At 71.4% G+C, this 14,176-nt stretch carries 12 protein-coding genes; 6 read left to right on the top strand and 6 right to left on the bottom strand.

What is annotated here, in order from left to right:
- The first annotated feature begins 58 nt into the window (after nucleotides 1-58).
- The 4 genes from E1262_RS12590 (at nucleotide 59) to E1262_RS12605 (ending at nucleotide 5,925) form a co-directional block, all read left to right on the top strand.
- Nucleotides 59-931: an A/G-specific adenine glycosylase gene (locus tag E1262_RS12590; protein ID WP_203453809.1), complete on the top strand. Its 873-nt coding sequence runs from the start codon at nucleotides 59-61 to the stop codon at nucleotides 929-931.
- Between the two features lie 110 nt (nucleotides 932-1,041).
- The gene (locus E1262_RS12595) at nucleotides 1,042-2,871 is read left to right on the top strand and encodes a glycoside hydrolase family 3 protein (RefSeq protein WP_132103481.1); all 1,830 of its coding nucleotides are present in this window, start codon (nucleotides 1,042-1,044) and stop codon (nucleotides 2,869-2,871) included.
- Nucleotides 2,872-2,905: 34 nt separating this feature from the next.
- Nucleotides 2,906-4,192: an exo-beta-N-acetylmuramidase NamZ family protein gene (locus tag E1262_RS12600; RefSeq protein WP_132103482.1), complete on the top strand. Its 1,287-nt coding sequence runs from the start codon at nucleotides 2,906-2,908 to the stop codon at nucleotides 4,190-4,192.
- A 20-nt stretch (nucleotides 4,193-4,212) separates the two neighbouring features.
- On the top strand, nucleotides 4,213-5,925 hold the full coding sequence (locus tag E1262_RS12605) for a serine hydrolase domain-containing protein (RefSeq protein ID WP_203453810.1): 1,713 nt from the start codon (nucleotides 4,213-4,215) through the stop codon (nucleotides 5,923-5,925).
- Here the strand turns inward: E1262_RS12605 and E1262_RS12610 are convergent.
- Entirely contained in the window at nucleotides 5,909-6,715 is an 807-nt protein-coding gene (locus E1262_RS12610) for an HAD-IIA family hydrolase (protein ID WP_132103484.1), read from the bottom strand. The two genes, E1262_RS12605 and E1262_RS12610, sit on opposite strands and share 17 nt — an antisense overlap.
- A gap of 219 nt (nucleotides 6,716-6,934) precedes the next feature.
- On the opposite strand from E1262_RS12610, the gene E1262_RS12615 reads away from it, so the two are divergent.
- A complete protein-coding gene (locus tag E1262_RS12615; protein WP_132103485.1) occupies nucleotides 6,935-7,303 on the top strand; it encodes a hypothetical protein in 369 nt (122 codons plus the stop codon).
- 72 nt (nucleotides 7,304-7,375) lie between these two features.
- Here E1262_RS12615 and E1262_RS12620 read toward each other — a convergent pair whose 3' ends face one another.
- Nucleotides 7,376-9,919 (bottom strand): ATP-dependent Clp protease ATP-binding subunit, encoded by a 2,544-nt coding sequence (locus tag E1262_RS12620; RefSeq protein ID WP_132103486.1) that lies wholly within the window; start codon nucleotides 9,917-9,919, stop codon nucleotides 7,376-7,378.
- A 235-nt stretch (nucleotides 9,920-10,154) separates the two neighbouring features.
- Here E1262_RS12620 and E1262_RS12625 point away from each other — a divergent pair, with 235 nt between their 5' ends.
- Nucleotides 10,155-11,234 (top strand): serine hydrolase, encoded by a 1,080-nt coding sequence (locus tag E1262_RS12625; RefSeq protein WP_132103487.1) that lies wholly within the window; start codon nucleotides 10,155-10,157, stop codon nucleotides 11,232-11,234.
- On the opposite strand, the gene E1262_RS12630 is transcribed toward E1262_RS12625, so the two are convergent.
- From E1262_RS12630 to E1262_RS12645, 4 genes are all read right to left on the bottom strand, one after another.
- A complete protein-coding gene (locus E1262_RS12630; protein ID WP_238992917.1) occupies nucleotides 11,219-11,545 on the bottom strand; it encodes a DUF2516 family protein in 327 nt (108 codons plus the stop codon). The two genes, E1262_RS12625 and E1262_RS12630, sit on opposite strands and share 16 nt — an antisense overlap.
- Before the next feature lie 79 nt (nucleotides 11,546-11,624).
- Nucleotides 11,625-12,113, bottom strand: coding sequence for a hypothetical protein (locus E1262_RS12635; protein WP_132103489.1), 489 nt, complete (start codon nucleotides 12,111-12,113; stop codon nucleotides 11,625-11,627).
- 4 nt (nucleotides 12,114-12,117) lie between these two features.
- Nucleotides 12,118-12,477 carry a helix-turn-helix domain-containing protein gene (locus E1262_RS12640; RefSeq protein ID WP_119658675.1) on the bottom strand — a complete coding sequence of 120 codons (360 nt, stop codon included), beginning with the start codon at nucleotides 12,475-12,477 and terminating at the stop codon, nucleotides 12,118-12,120.
- Nucleotides 12,478-12,742: 265 nt separating this feature from the next.
- Nucleotides 12,743-14,062: a glycoside hydrolase family 15 protein gene (locus E1262_RS12645; protein WP_132103490.1), complete on the bottom strand. Its 1,320-nt coding sequence runs from the start codon at nucleotides 14,060-14,062 to the stop codon at nucleotides 12,743-12,745.
- Nucleotides 14,063-14,176 lie beyond the last annotated feature (114 nt).

A 14,176-nucleotide genomic window follows, 5' to 3' on the forward strand; every position in this document is an offset into this window, starting at 1 on the left:
CCGGCGTCCTTTTTCGACCCTTTGTGACCACCTGCGGCCGCCCTTAGACTCGGGCCTGATGCACGCCGCCGTCCTGTCCTGGTACTCCGCGCACGCGCGCGAGCTCCCGTGGCGCGCGCCGGACCGCACGCCGTGGGGTGTGCTGGTGAGCGAGATCATGTTGCAGCAGACGCCGGTCGTCCGGGTCCAGCCGGTGTGGCACGAGTGGATGCGACGGTGGCCGCAGCCCGCCGACCTCGCCGCCGAGGAGCCGGGCGAGGCGATCCGGGCGTGGGGCCGGCTCGGCTACCCGCGGCGGGCGCTGCGGCTGCACGCGGCCGCGGAGGCGATCGTCTCGAGGCACGGTGGCGTGGTCCCGGCCACGTACGACGAGCTGATCGCGCTGCCCGGCATCGGCGACTACACGGCCGCCGCCGTCGCGTCGTTCGCGTTCGGCGCCCGGCACGCCGTCCTCGACACCAACGTCCGCCGGGTCCTCGCCCGCGCCGTCGCCGGGACCCAGTACCCGCCGACGGCGCCGACGGCCGCGGAACGGCGGCTGGCGCACGACCTGCTGCCCGACACCGACACGGCGCCGCGCTGGGCCGTCGCGGTGATGGAGCTGGGCGCACTGGTCTGCACCGCCCGGTCGCCGCGCTGCTCGTCGTGCCCGATCGCGGCCAAGTGCGCATGGCGGCTGGCCGGCTCCCCACCCGACGACGGCCCGCCGCGGCGCGGCCAGGCGTGGCACGGCACCGACCGCCAGGTGCGCGGCCGGCTGATGGCGGTACTCCGCGAGTCGGCAAGCCCGGTGCCGAAGCGGCTGCTGGACGCCACGTGGGCCGAGCCGGTGCAGCGCGAACGGGCACTGGACGCGCTGGTCGCCGACGGCCTCATCGAGCCCCTGGACGGCGACCTGTTCCGCCTCCCCGCCTCCCGCCCGGCGGAGTGACTGCCTCCGCTCGGCGTGACCACTCTTGACCGCCGGTAATCATTTCGCTACGTTCCGCCACAAGCCGGTTCGCTGAAAACGGCAACCGCCCATCCCTGGGGAGGCCCCGCATGCCCCGGATCCACCGTCGCAGCCTGTTCCGCGCCGCCGCCACCGGCGCCGCGCTGCTTCTCGCATCGCCCATGCTCGCCGGCCCAGCGGCCGGCACCATGACCACCGCACCCGTCGACGAAGGCGCCGAGTGGGTCGCCGCCCGACTCGCCGGCATGACGCTGGAGGAGAAGGTCGGCCAGCTGTTCGTCGTCCAGGTGTACGGAGCCGACGCGCACACCGTCACCGCCGCGCAGCGGGCCAGCAACCAGGCCGCCTACGGCGTCGACACCCCGGCCCAGGTCGTCGAGAAGTACCAGCTCGGCGGCGTCATCTACTTCGCGTGGGCCGGCAACGTGAACAACCCGGAGCAGATCGCCGAGCTTTCCAACGACCTCCAGCGGACGGCGACGGAGGACGGCGGGCCGCCGCTGATCGTCGCCGCCGACCAGGAGACCGGGATCGTCGCCCGCATGCCGGCCCCGGCGACGCAGTTCCCGGGCGCCCAGGCGCTGGCGGCCGCCGGCAGCACCAACGCCGCCCGCGAGGCGGCCCGGATCACCGCTCGCGAGCTGCGCGCCGTCGGCATCAACCAGAACTTCGCGCCGGTGGCCGACGTCAACGTGAACGCCGCGAACCCGGTGATCGGCGTGCGCAGCTTCAGCTCCGACCCGGCGATCGCCGCCGAGTACGTCGCCGCCCAGGTGGCCGGCTACCAGCACGGCGAGGGCGTCGCGGCCGCGGCGAAGCACTTCCCCGGACACGGCGACACGACCACCGACAGCCATTACGGCGTGCCGGAGATCGACCACAGCTTCGCGGAGTGGGAGGCGATCGACGCCCCGCCGTTCCAGGCGGCCATCGACGCCGGCATCGACGTCATCATGACCGCGCACATCGTCGTGGACAGCCTGGACGACACGGGCGTCCCCGCGACGCTGTCCGAGCCGATCATCACCGACCTGCTGCGCGGCAAGCTCGGCTACGACGGCGTGGTGATCACCGACGCTCTGAACATGGAGGGCGTCCGGCAGGGCTTCGGCCCGGCCCGGGTCCCGGTGCTCGCGCTGCAGGCCGGCGTCGACCAGCTGCTGGTGCCGAAGGACGGCGACATGGACGTCATGTACCAGGCGGTGCTCCAGGCGGTCCGCGACGGCGAGATCAGCGAGCAGCGGCTGGACGAGAGCGTCGAGCGGATCCTGGAGCTCAAGTGGAGGCGCGGACTCACCGACGACGAGCAGGTCGACGTCACCCGGGTCGACCGCACGGTCGGCGCCCGTGCCCACCAGATCGCGGCCCAGCGGATCACCGACCCGACCGTCACGGCGCTGCGCAACACCGGCGGGGACGGCGCCGCCATCCTCCCGGTCGCGCCCACCAGCAGCGTGAACGTCGTCACGACGAACACCGCCGCGGGCAACGAGCTCGCCGCGGCGCTGCGCGAGCGCGGCGGCACGGCGGCCGTCCAGGCGGTGGGCACGCGACCCAGCGACGCCGCCATCGCCGCCGCCGTCCAGGCCGCTCCGGCGCACGATCTCACCGTCGTCGTCACGTCGAACGCCTGGGACACCGTGGCGACGGATCCCGATGGCCGGCAGCGCCGGCTGGTCACCGAGCTGGCGGCCACCGGGCACCCGGTCGTCGCGGTCGCCGTCCGCAACGCCTACGACGTCGCGTACCTGCCCGAGACCGCCGGGTTCCTGGCCGCCTACTCCTCGACGACGGTGTCGATGCGCAGCGTCGCGAAGGTGATCACCGGCGAGCTCTCCCCCGCCGGGCGGCTGCCGGTGGTCGTCCCGGCCGCCGACGGCGACGTGCTCTACCCGATCGGCCACGGCCTCACCTGGTGACCGGACCAACCGCCTGACACCCCGAGGAGCCCCCATGGACCGCCGTACGTTCATCGCTTCGGCCGGCGCCGCCGCTGCCGTCCCCGCCATCGGCCTGGGCGGTGAGGGAGGCGACGACGGCGACGAGGTCACCCCGGCGCGGGCCGTGCTCACCGGCGCCCAGCGCTGGGCCGACGACGGCTGGACGGCGCTCGCCGGATACCGGGTCGGGGTCATCTCCAACCCGACCGGCATCCTGGCCGACGCCTCGCACATCGTCGACAGCATGGTCGCGGCGAACATCGACATCTCCGGCGTCTTCGGCCCCGAGCACGGCTTCCGCGGTTCCGCCCAGGCCGGCGAGGCCGAGGAGACCACCCAGGACCCGCGCACCGGCGTCATCGTCTACGACGCCTACGGCGCACAGGAGGCCGGCTTCATGCGGATGTTCGCCGAAGCGGACGTCGAGGTGGTGATCTTCGACATCCAGGACGTGGGTGCGAGGTTCTACACCTACATCTGGACCATGTGGTCGGCCATGCGCGCGGCCGCCCGCATGGGGCTGAAGTTCGTCGTGCTCGACCGGCCGAACCCGGTCGGCGGCACGGCGTACGGCCCGATGCTGTTCCCCGGCTTCGAGTCCGGCGTCGGGCAGCGTTACATCGTCCAGCAGCACGGCATGACCGTCGGCGAGCTCGCCCGGTTCTTCAACGCCGAGTTCCTGCTGCAGGACGCCGGCGCCGTCGTCGACGACCTCGAGATCGTGACGATGCGCCGGTGGCGGCCGGAGATGCGCTACGCCGACACCGGGCTGCCATGGGTGCTGCCCAGCCCCAACATGCCGACGCCGGACACCGCCCAGGTGTACGTCGGAACCTGCCTGTTCGAGGGCACGGCCGCCTCCGAAGGGCGGGGGACGACACGGCCGTTCGAGCTGATCGGCGCGCCGTACGGCACCTGGCATTGGGCCGACGCGCTCAACTCCGCCGGGCTGCCGGGTGTCGACTTCCGCGAGGCCTACTTCGTCCCGACGTTCAGCAAGCACGTCACCAAGGTCTGCGGCGGCGTGCAGCTGCACGTCACCGACCCGCACGAATTCGACCCGATCCGTACGGGCGTGACCATGCTCGTGACGATGAAGCAGACCTATCCGAACCAGTTCTCCTGGCGGGGCGGCGGCACCAGCGACGGCTTCATCCACAAGCTGCACGGGTCGGAGCGGCTGCGGGTGATGGTCGATGCGGGCGCCTCGGCTGACGAGATCGTGGCGTCGTGGCAGGAGGAGCTGGCCGAGTTCGACCAGCGGCGGCAGCCCTACCTGATCTACCGGGGCCGGCGATGACGGCGCGCAGAATCGTCCTCGTGACCACACTCGCCGCCGCCCTGCTCGCAGCCGGCGTCCCGGCCGGCGCACAGGGCGACGAAGGCCGGTTCGACCGCCCGAACGACGGCTTCATGTCGCCGCAGACGACGCTGCGCGCGGCCGGCCCCGACGACGCCGGGCTCGACCCGGACCGGATCGAGGCGCTGGTGGACGCCGCCGCGTCCTACACCGAGACGCCGGCCGGCGCGACTCATCCGCTGTACTCCGGCATGACGGTGCTCGCCGCCCACGACGGCGCGGTGGTCGCAGAGGACGCCGCCGGCTGGGCGCTGCGGTTCGCCGACGGCACCGGCGCCGAGCTGTCCCGCGACGAGTGGATCCCGGCCGCCACCGACACCATCTACGACCTCGCCTCGGTGTCCAAGCTGTTCACCACGATCGTGGTGCTGCAACAGGTCGAGGCAGGCCGGATCGACCTCGACGCGCCGGCCGTTGGCTACCTGGAGGACTACGCGCCCACCGGCCTACAAGGCATCACGGTCCGCCAGCTGCTCACCCACACCAGTGGCCTGGTGTCGTGGCTGCCGCTGTGGCGCGACTGGCCGACGCCCGAGGCTCGCATCGACGCCGTTCTGGCCGCGATGCCCACCAAGCCGCCCGGCACCGCGTACCTCTACTCCGACCTCAACATGATCACGGCCGGGTTGGTCGCGGAGGAGGTCAGCGGCCAGCCGCTGGACGTGCTGGTCCGCGAGGGCATCACCGAGCCGCTCGGCATGACGGACACCGGCTACAACCCGCCCGCGTCCGAGCTGGACCGGATCGCGGCGACGGAGTTCCAGGCGGCGCCGCCGCGCGGCATGGTCCGTGGCGAGGTGCACGACGAGAACGCCTGGTCGCTGAACGGCGTCGCCGGCCACGCCGGCGTATTCGGCACGGCGCAGGACCTCGCTCGGCTGGCGCAGGCGATCCTCAACGGGGGCGCTTACGGCGGCGAGCGGATCCTGCAGCCGGACACCGTCGAGGCGATGCTCACCGACGAGAACACCGGCTTCCCCGGCAACGCGCACGGCCTCGGCTTCGAGCTGAACCAGCGCTGGTACATGGACGCGCTGTCATCGCCGTCGACGGCCGGGCACACCGGCTTCACCGGAACGAGCATGGTCATCGATCCGCTGTCGCGTTCGTTCGTCATCCTGCTGACCAACCGGGTCCACCCGTCGCGCAACTGGGGCACCATCAACCCGGCCCGGCGCGCGGTCGCGCACCAGCTCGCTCACGCGCTGGCCGTCGACCCGCGCTCCGGCGACGACGCCTGGCAGGCCCATGAGGGTGACGCGACGGCATCGACGCTCAGCCTGCCGGTCGAGCTGTCCGGCAGCTCGACGCTGCTGTTCGACCTGTTCGTCGACACCGAGTCGACCGACCGGCTCACGCTGGAGCGGTCCACTGACGGCGGCGCCACCTGGACGCCGGTGCCGTTCACGGCCCGCGCCGGCGGCGATCGAGTGGACGCGGCCGACGGCGTCGTCAGCGGCTACCGCGGCCGGCAATGGTGGACGGCGCGCGCCGGGCTGCCCGGCGATGGCGACACGATCCTGCGCTGGCGCTACGTCACCGACGCGCTCTACCAGGGCCGCGGTGTCTACGTCGACGGCGTCAAGGTGCGCACCCGCGGCGCGCCAGTGTTCGACGGCGAGCGTGAGCCCGAGCGGTTCGTGGCGGACGGCTGGGTCAGATCAGATCGATGAGGTCGGCCACCGAGTTGACCACGTGGTTCGGCTGGAACGGGAACCGGCCGATGTCGGCGCGGGACGTGGAGCCGGTGAGCACCAGGTAGGTGCGCAGCCCGGCCTCCATGCCCGCGACGACGTCGGTGTCCATGCGGTCGCCCACCATGGCCGTCATCTCCGAGTGCGCCTCGATGGCGTTCATCGCGCTGCGGAACATCATCGGGTTCGGCTTGCCGACGTAATACGGGTCGCGGCCGGTGGCCCGGGTGATCATGGCGGCGACGGCTCCGGTGGCCGGTAGCGGGCCCTCCTGCGAGGGTCCGGTGGCGTCCGGGTTGGTCGCGATGAACCGCGCGCCCTCGCCGATCAGCCGGATCGCCTTGGTGATCGCCTCGAAGGAATAGGTGCGGGTCTCGCCCAGCACCACGTAGTCGGGCTTGGTGTCGGTCAGCACGTAGCCGATTTCGTGCAGCGCCGTGGTCAGCCCGGCCTCGCCGATGACGTACGCCGTGCCGCCCGGGCGCTGGTCGTCGAGGAACTGCGCCGTCGCCAGCGCCGAGGTCCAGATGGACTCCTCGGGCAGCTCCAGCCCGGTGCGCGCCAGCCGGGCGGCGAGGTCGCGCCGGGTGTAGATGGAGTTGTTGGTGAGCACCAGGAAACGGCGCTCACGGTCGACGAGGCGGCGCAGGAAGTCCGCAGCCCCGGGGATCGCGCGGTCCTCGTGCACGAGGACGCCGTCCATGTCGGTCAGCCAGCACTCGATCTCACGGTCGCTCACAGGTCCACTCTGACGTGTCGGACCGTGCATGCGCCAATCCGCAGACTGCCGCTCCCGTCACGCTCGGGTCACCCCGACCGACGACTCGTGGAGGCCTCCGGCCCCCAGTCGTCGCCGGTATGCACGGCCCTCCACAGGCACCACTCCAGGACGTTGCCGGTTCGCCCCCGGCCGGTAGGACAGATCGGGTAATGTCGCCGGGGTTTGAGCGATAACGACACGACACCCCCCACATAGGAGTTCCTCGAGATGACCCGTTCCACCCGGACCGCCTCGCTGCTCGGCGCGGCGGCCGCGCTCGTCCTCGGCCTCACCGCGTGTAGCGGCGGAGGCGACTCCGAGTACTGCGACCTGCTCAACAGCGCCCAGGAGGACACCTCGTTCGCCGACGCCGACCCCACCGACCCCGAGGCGATGGAGGAGTTCAACAACCAGCTTCAGGAGGTCGTCGACGCCGCACCCGACGATCTCAAGGGCGACTGGGAGACCTTCCAGTCGGCGCTGGAGGCCATGAGCGACCCCGAGGCCGCTGCTGAGCAGGACCCCGAGGCGGCGACGACGGCGATGGAGAACATCGAGCAGCACGCCCAGGACGAGTGCGACATCGAGCTCGGCTGAGCCTGGGCACCCATTGCATGCGGAACGGCCCCGGAGCACGGATGCTCCGGGGCCGTCTCGCGTGGGACGTCGTTACGACGTCTTGTCGCGCTTGGTCGCCGCGGCCGTCCCGCTGGCGGCACCCGCGCCGACCGGCGTGGCCACCTCGGCCAGCTCGGACTTCGGGCTGCCGACGAACGTGAACTTCGCCTCGGCGCCCTCGCCCTCGACGTCGACCACGACGAGCTCGCCGGCCTTGAGCTCGCCGAACAGGATCTTCTCGGACAGGGTGTCCTCGATCTCGCGCTGGATGGTCCGGCGCAGCGGCCGGGCACCCATGACGGGGTCGAACCCGTGCTTGGCCAGCAGTTCCTTGGCCGCCTGAGTCGGCTCCAGGCCCATGTCCTTGTCGCGCAGCCGCTCGTCCAGCTCGGAGATCCGCAGGTCGACGATGCGCAGCACCTCTTCCTGGGTCAGCTGGTGGAACACGACGATGTCGTCGACACGGTTGAGGAACTCGGGCCGGAAGTGCTGCTTGAGCTCCTCGGTGACCTTCGCCTTCATCCGGTCGTAGCTGCCCGTGGTGTCGTCCGCGGCCGAGAAGCCGAGGTTGACTCCCTTGGCGATGTCGCGGGTCCCCAGGTTCGTGGTCATGATGATCACGGTGTTCTTGAAGTCCACGACCCGGCCCTGCGCGTCGGTGAGCCGGCCGTCCTCGAGCACCTGCAACAGCGAGTTGAAGATGTCGGGGTGGGCCTTCTCGACCTCGTCGAAGAGCACGACGGAGAACGGACGCCGGCGCACCTTCTCGGTCAGCTGGCCGCCCTCTTCGTACCCGACGTAGCCAGGCGGGGAGCCGAACAGCCGCGAGACGGTGTGCTTCTCGGAGAACTCGCTCATGTCCAGCTGGATGAGCGCGGACTCGTCGCCGAACAGGAACTCGGCCAGCGTCTTGGACAGCTCGGTCTTACCGACACCGGACGGGCCGGCGAAGATGAACGAGCCACCGGGACGCTTGGGGTCCTTCAGGCCGGCGCGTGTACGGCGGATCGACTTGGAAAGACCCGAGATGGCGTCCTCCTGGCCGATGATCCGCTTGTGCAGCTCGTCCTCCATGTGGAGCAGGCGCGAGGTCTCTTCCTCGGTGAGCTTGAAGACCGGGATGCCGGTGGAGAACGCCAGCACCTCCGCGATCAGCTCGTCGTCGACCTCGGCGACGACGTCGAGGTCGCCGGCCTTCCACTGCTTCTCGCGCTCGATCTTCTGCGCGATGAGCTGCTTCTCCTTGTCGCGCAGCGACGCGGCCTTCTCGAAGTCCTGCGAGTCGATCGCGGACTCCTTCTCGCGCCGGACCTCGGCGATGCGCTCGTCGAACTCGCGCAGGTCCGGCGGCGCCGTCATGCGACGGATGCGCAGCCGGGCACCGGCCTCGTCGATGAGGTCGATCGCCTTGTCGGGCAGGTACCGGTCGGAGATGTAGCGGTCGGCCAGCTGCGCCGCCGCCACCAGCGCGCCGTCGGTGATGGACACCCGGTGGTGCGCCTCGTAGCGGTCGCGCAGACCCTTGAGGATCTCGATGGTGTGGGCCAGCGTGGGCTCCTGCACCTGGATCGGCTGGAACCGGCGCTCGAGAGCGGCGTCCTTCTCGACGTACTTGCGGTACTCGTCGAGCGTGGTGGCACCGATGGTCTGCAGCTCGCCCCGGGCCAGCATCGGCTTCAGGATCGACGCGGCATCGATGGCGCCCTCGGCGGCACCCGCACCGACGAGAGTGTGGATCTCATCGATGAACAGGATGATGTCGCCGCGGGTGCGGATCTCCTTCAGGACCTTCTTCAGCCGCTCCTCGAAATCGCCGCGGTAGCGGGAGCCCGCCACCAGGGCGCCGAGGTCGAGCGTGTAGACGTGCCGGTCCTTCAGCGTCTCGGGTACCTCGCCCTTGACGATGGCCTGCGACAGCCCCTCGACGACGGCGGTCTTGCCGACGCCGGGCTCGCCGATGAGCACGGGGTTGTTCTTGGTACGGCGGGACAGCACCTGCATGACCCGCTCGATCTCCTTCTCGCGGCCGATGACCGGGTCGAGCTTGCCCTCGCGGGCGGCCTGGGTCAGGTTGCGGCCGAACTGGTCGAGAACGAGCGAGCTGGACGGCGCTTCGCCCTGCGGGCCGGCACCGGCGGTGGCCGCCTCCTTGCCGCCCTGGTAGCCGGACAGCAGCTGGATGACCTGCTGGCGGACGCGGTTGAGGTCGGCGCCGAGCTTCACCAGCACCTGGGCGGCGACGCCCTCGCCCTCACGGATGAGGCCGAGCAGGATGTGCTCGGTGCCGATGTAGTTGTGGCCGAGCTGCAGCGCCTCGCGCAGGCTCAGCTCCAGCACCTTCTTGGCCCGCGGCGTGAACGGGATGTGCCCGCTGGGCGCCTGCTGGCCCTGGCCGATGATCTCCTCGACCTGTTGACGCACGGCCTCGAGCGAGATGCCGAGACTCTCGAGCGCCTTCGCCGCCACACCCTCGCCCTCGTGGATGAGGCCGAGAAGGATGTGCTCGGTGCCGATGTAGTTGTGGTTGAGCATCCTGGCCTCTTCCTGGGCCAGGACGACAACGCGCCTCGCGCGGTCGGTGAACCTCTCGAACATCAGTGGCGCTCCTTGCCGAGCGGTCGGCTGTGGAGACGGGGACTCCACATCTGACCATTCGATGCTATATCCGTCGGCCGCCTCTCACTCCGCGGTGCTCCGGGAACGAGACGGTGGCGGCGGATCCTTCTACTTACTGTGCCTGCAAGAACACCACGCCCGGTACCCGATGTTCCACTCGATGGGCCTGTTGGCCCCGGAGTTCGCTGCGGGCGAAGTTCCGTAGAGTGGCCGGATGCGCCGCACCGCCGTCTCTCTCGCGGTGGTCGTGGGGCTGGCGGCGGGCTGCGGGACGGACGGCGCACCGGCCCCCACGCCCGGCCTGGAAGCGCCCACGCCGTCGGCCACCTCGCTGGTCACCTCGCCGGGCCCGGCGTCGCTCGCGCCGGCGCCGGCCGGGTCATGGGACGAGCTGCGCGGCCGGTTGGAGGCGCTGGACGCCGACGTCGGCATGGTGGCGGCCAGGGTCGCCGACGATGGCAGCTGCCGTCCGGTGGCCGAGCTCGACCCCGCGACGCCGCGGCCGATGGCGTCGATCTTCAAGCTCTACGTGCTGGGCGCCGTCGCCGCCGCCGTCGACGCCGGAGAGCTGTCCTGGACCGACGAGCTGACCGTCAGCGGCGGGCTGCGCAGCCTGCCCTCCGGCGAGCTGCAGGACGCTCCGGCCGGCACCCGGGTGACAGTGGAGCGGGCGGCCGCCGCGATGGTCGCGATCAGTGACAACACCGCGGCGGAGCTTCTGATGGACCGCGTCGGACGGACCGCCGTCGAGGAGGCGATGACGGCGCTGGGGCACTCGCGGCCGGACCTCAACCGTCCGTTCCTCACCACGCGCGAGTTCTTCACCGTCGGCTGGGGTCAGCCGGACCTGCGCGACGACTGGGCGCTGGCCGGCGCGGCGGGACGGGCCCGGCTCCTGGCCGCACTGCCCGCCGGCCCGCTGCGGGTGACCGGCCGCGACATCGACGACCCGGCCTGGGAGTCAGGGGTCGACTGGTTCGGTTCCGCGCTCGACGTGTGCGCGGCGCAGGCGGCCCTGCACGCCAACGCCTCGGATGAGGTGCTGCGGTCGGTGCTCGGCCAGAACCGGGGCGTGACCATCGACCGGGGCGACTGGCCGTACGTCGGTTACAAGGGTGGCAGCGCGCCCGGCGTGGTGACGGCGTCGTGGTACGGCGAGCGGGCCGACGGCGAACGCTACGTCTTCGTCATGCAGGCCGCTGCGGCCGATTCCGGTGCGGTGGCCGATCACGACGCGTTCTTCGCGCTCGGCGCGGACGCATTCCTGTTACTGGCGGATCACCAGGGGCCGTAGGGCCCGTCGTGGGTGTTGCCGTTCCGGCGGCCGCCGCCGTACTGCCGCACCGCCGGCCGCACGTCAACCAGGTACACCGCGGCACCCACCACACCCAGCAGGTTCACGAAGAACAGCGGGGTCGGGAACAGCGCGATCTCGACCAGCAGGGCAACGCCGAGGATGCCCAGCCAGATCGGCTTGGTCCACTTGCCCGCGGCCGGGAACGCCTGCGTGGGGACCCGGAGCGCGTCGAAGAAGGCGTACCCTTTCAGCCCCAGAGCGCCGATGCCCAGGAGGATCAGGATCCAGGACTGGAAATCCCCGAACATGTTCACCCGCCCCACTGTACGTGATCGGCAGCGGGCTCAGCACTGCTGACCCGCTGCCGATCAACGCCGATCACCCAGGTCAGCGCTTGATCTTCAGGTCGTCGGCGGCCTTTCCGGTGATCTCGGCGACCTCGTCGGCGGCGTCGGCCACCCGGCCGCGCACGTTCGCGACGGCGTTCTCGACGACCGGGCCGTACTCCGTGCGAAGCTTCGTCACGACGCCCTCGCCGCGGGTGGCGAAGGTCTCGTAGGCCTTCCCGGCCTCGCGACCGGCGTCGGCCAGCAGCTCACGGACCACCTGCGGCAGGTCGGCGGCCTTGGCCTGCGCCGACAGCAGCAGGTCGGGCAGCCCGTCACGGAACGCCCGGACGTCGGCCGGCAGCTCGGCGAACCGGTTGCGGAACTCGGCGCGCAGCTTCTCGTCGTTGACGGCCTCGGTGACCTTGGCCGGCAGCTCACGCAGCACGGCCACGGCGGCGTCGGCCGCACCTGCGGCGGCGTAGAGGGGCTTGCGGTCGGTGGTGGCCTTGGTGGTCGTGGTGGTCTCGGTGGTGTCGGTGGCGGGCATGGGATCAACCTTCTTTCTCGGTACCGCGCCGCGCGGCGTTGGCCGCACGGAACGACGCGTACACGTCGAGCAGCGCACGCTTCTGCTGCTCGTCGAGGCCCGGGTCGGCCAGGACGGCGTCCTCGACGCTGTGGTCGCCGCTGGGTTCGTCGAGCAGCCCGGCCCGGACGTAGAGCGCCTCGGAGGAGATCCGCAGCGCCTTGGCGATCTGCTGGAGCACCTCGGCCGACGGCTTGCGCAGGCCGCGCTCGATCTGGCTCAGGTACGGGTTGCTGACGCCGGCGAGGTCGGCGAGCTGCCGCAGCGAGAGCTGCGCTGTGCGCCGCTGCTCGCGGAGGAACTCACCGATCCCGGCCTTCGTCATGCTTACGACGGTAGCTAACTATTGCAAGCATTTGCAAACGACGGTTAGCGGAGCGGCTCGGGCCGGACCGACTGGGGCTGGAAATGATCACGTTCACCACGAAATCCCGTGCTTCACCAGTCCTGCAATCGTGGTGACGCTCAAGACGTCGCGTTGATCATGGGAAAACGTTCCCTTCCGGCGCCTCGAAAGGGGACCTTCTCCATGATCATGTTCGCTCGCGTTCGCTGACACGCCGCCAACGAACGTGACCAAGGGAACGGCGTCAGTGCGACGGCGGGACGACGGGGAGGCCGTCCTCGAGCTCGGCGAGCGTGAGCAGCACGAGCGACGACGTCCAGGCCAGGGGCGCGACGGAGGCGGGGGTGGCCTCGGCGTCGACCTTCTCGGGCAGTGAGCCGAGTGGCGTGCGGTAGCTGTCGAGGAACGTCAGGAGCCGGTCGGCGTCCTCGCGGTCGCCGTTGCCGGCCAGCGCGAGCGCGAGCAGGGCGGTCTCAGGTGTCCACGCGACGTCGACGTCCTTGCGCCAGGCCTCGCCCGGGCGGTGGCCGCCGTTGGGCACCCGCAGCGCCAGCTCCGTCGCCCGCACGGCATCGCTGACCTCCGGCGTCGACGGCGCGAACGGCGGGGCCAGGAACGTGACCGCGGCGTCCGCGCCGCCGTCGGGCAGGGTGCGCGGGTAGCCGTGCGAGCCGAACTCGCGCTCGATGGCGTCGTCGAGACGGCGGGCGGCGTTGCTCCAGACGAACGGGTCCTCGACGCCGAGAAGCGGCGCGAGCGCCAGCGCTGAGCGCAGGCCCAGCGACAATGGCGCCGCCACCCCGAGCGTCAGGTCCGTCTCCTCCTTCTCCCAATAATCCGACGACGGCTCCGGCAGGCCGTCGTCGCCCAGGGAGCGGACGATCGCGTTGGTCGACGCGACGACCGCGGGCCGCAGCTCGTCGAGCACCTCGGCCGCGATGTCGGGCTCCACCTCCTGGGACACCAGCCACACGGCCCAGAGCACCCAGCCGGCGCTGTCGAGCTGCTTGGGACGGTCGTCGGGCGGGCCCGACCCGTCGGCGAGGTAGCGCGCCTCCCACTCGCCGTCGGCCGGGGCCACCCGGGCGAGGAAGCCGAGCACGTCGGCGGCCTCCTCATCGTGACCGGTGACGGCGTACGCGGCGGCCGCGAACGAGGCGTCGCGGGGCCAGACGTGCCGCCAGGCGGTGATCGGGGCGGCCATCAGCGCGCCGGAAGGCGACGTCAGCGCACGCAGGTCGAGCAGCGCCCGCTCGGACATCGCGTGGTACCGGGTGCCGTGGCCGGGGACGACGCCGTCGGCCAGCCAGCGGCGGTCGCCGTCGATGCGGGCCGCGACGGCGGGATCGGACCGGTTCGCGGAGCTCAGCACACTCGTGCCGGGCACGAACGCGGCCTCGGAGCCGGCCGGCACAGTGGCCACCGCGCCGCCGGGCTCGACCACGACGCCGTCGGCCCGGAGAGGGAGGACGGTCCCGCGCGACGGGGCCATGCTGAGTGCGGCGATGACGAGGATCACCGCCGGCAGCCCGATGCGCCACCCGAGGCGGCGGGACGATCGCACGAAACCAGCGTACGTGGTCCATACCATTCGGGCGTTCCCCGCCAGGTCACGGTTCGGTCGCCGTTCGTTCGCCCGTCGTTGGCGCCCGCGCCGGCTGCCGGCAAGGGAGGATGG

The sequence above is a fragment of the Jiangella aurantiaca genome (assembly GCF_004349105.1).
In the GTDB taxonomy this organism is placed as follows: Bacteria; Actinomycetota; Actinomycetes; order Jiangellales; family Jiangellaceae; genus Jiangella; species Jiangella aurantiaca.

Bases quoted from the DNA above. Each gene is read 5' to 3' on its own strand.
- E1262_RS12590 (WP_203453809.1), top strand. From the start codon at position 59: ATGCACGCCGCCGTCCTGTCCTGGTACTCCGCGCACGCGCGCGAGCTC.
- E1262_RS12600 (WP_132103482.1), top strand. From the start codon at position 2,906: ATGGACCGCCGTACGTTCATCGCTTCGGCCGGCGCCGCCGCTGCCGTC.
- E1262_RS12630 (WP_238992917.1), bottom strand. From the start codon at position 11,545: ATGTTCGGGGATTTCCAGTCCTGGATCCTGATCCTCCTGGGCATCGGC.
- E1262_RS12635 (WP_132103489.1), bottom strand. From the start codon at position 12,113: ATGCCCGCCACCGACACCACCGAGACCACCACGACCACCAAGGCCACC.
- E1262_RS12615 (WP_132103485.1), top strand. From the start codon at position 6,935: ATGACCCGTTCCACCCGGACCGCCTCGCTGCTCGGCGCGGCGGCCGCG.
- E1262_RS12640 (WP_119658675.1), bottom strand. From the start codon at position 12,477: ATGACGAAGGCCGGGATCGGTGAGTTCCTCCGCGAGCAGCGGCGCACA.
- E1262_RS12625 (WP_132103487.1), top strand. From the start codon at position 10,155: ATGCGCCGCACCGCCGTCTCTCTCGCGGTGGTCGTGGGGCTGGCGGCG.
- E1262_RS12595 (WP_132103481.1), top strand. From the start codon at position 1,042: ATGCCCCGGATCCACCGTCGCAGCCTGTTCCGCGCCGCCGCCACCGGC.
- E1262_RS12610 (WP_132103484.1), bottom strand. From the start codon at position 6,715: ATGCACGGTCCGACACGTCAGAGTGGACCTGTGAGCGACCGTGAGATC.
- E1262_RS12620 (WP_132103486.1), bottom strand. From the start codon at position 9,919: ATGTTCGAGAGGTTCACCGACCGCGCGAGGCGCGTTGTCGTCCTGGCC.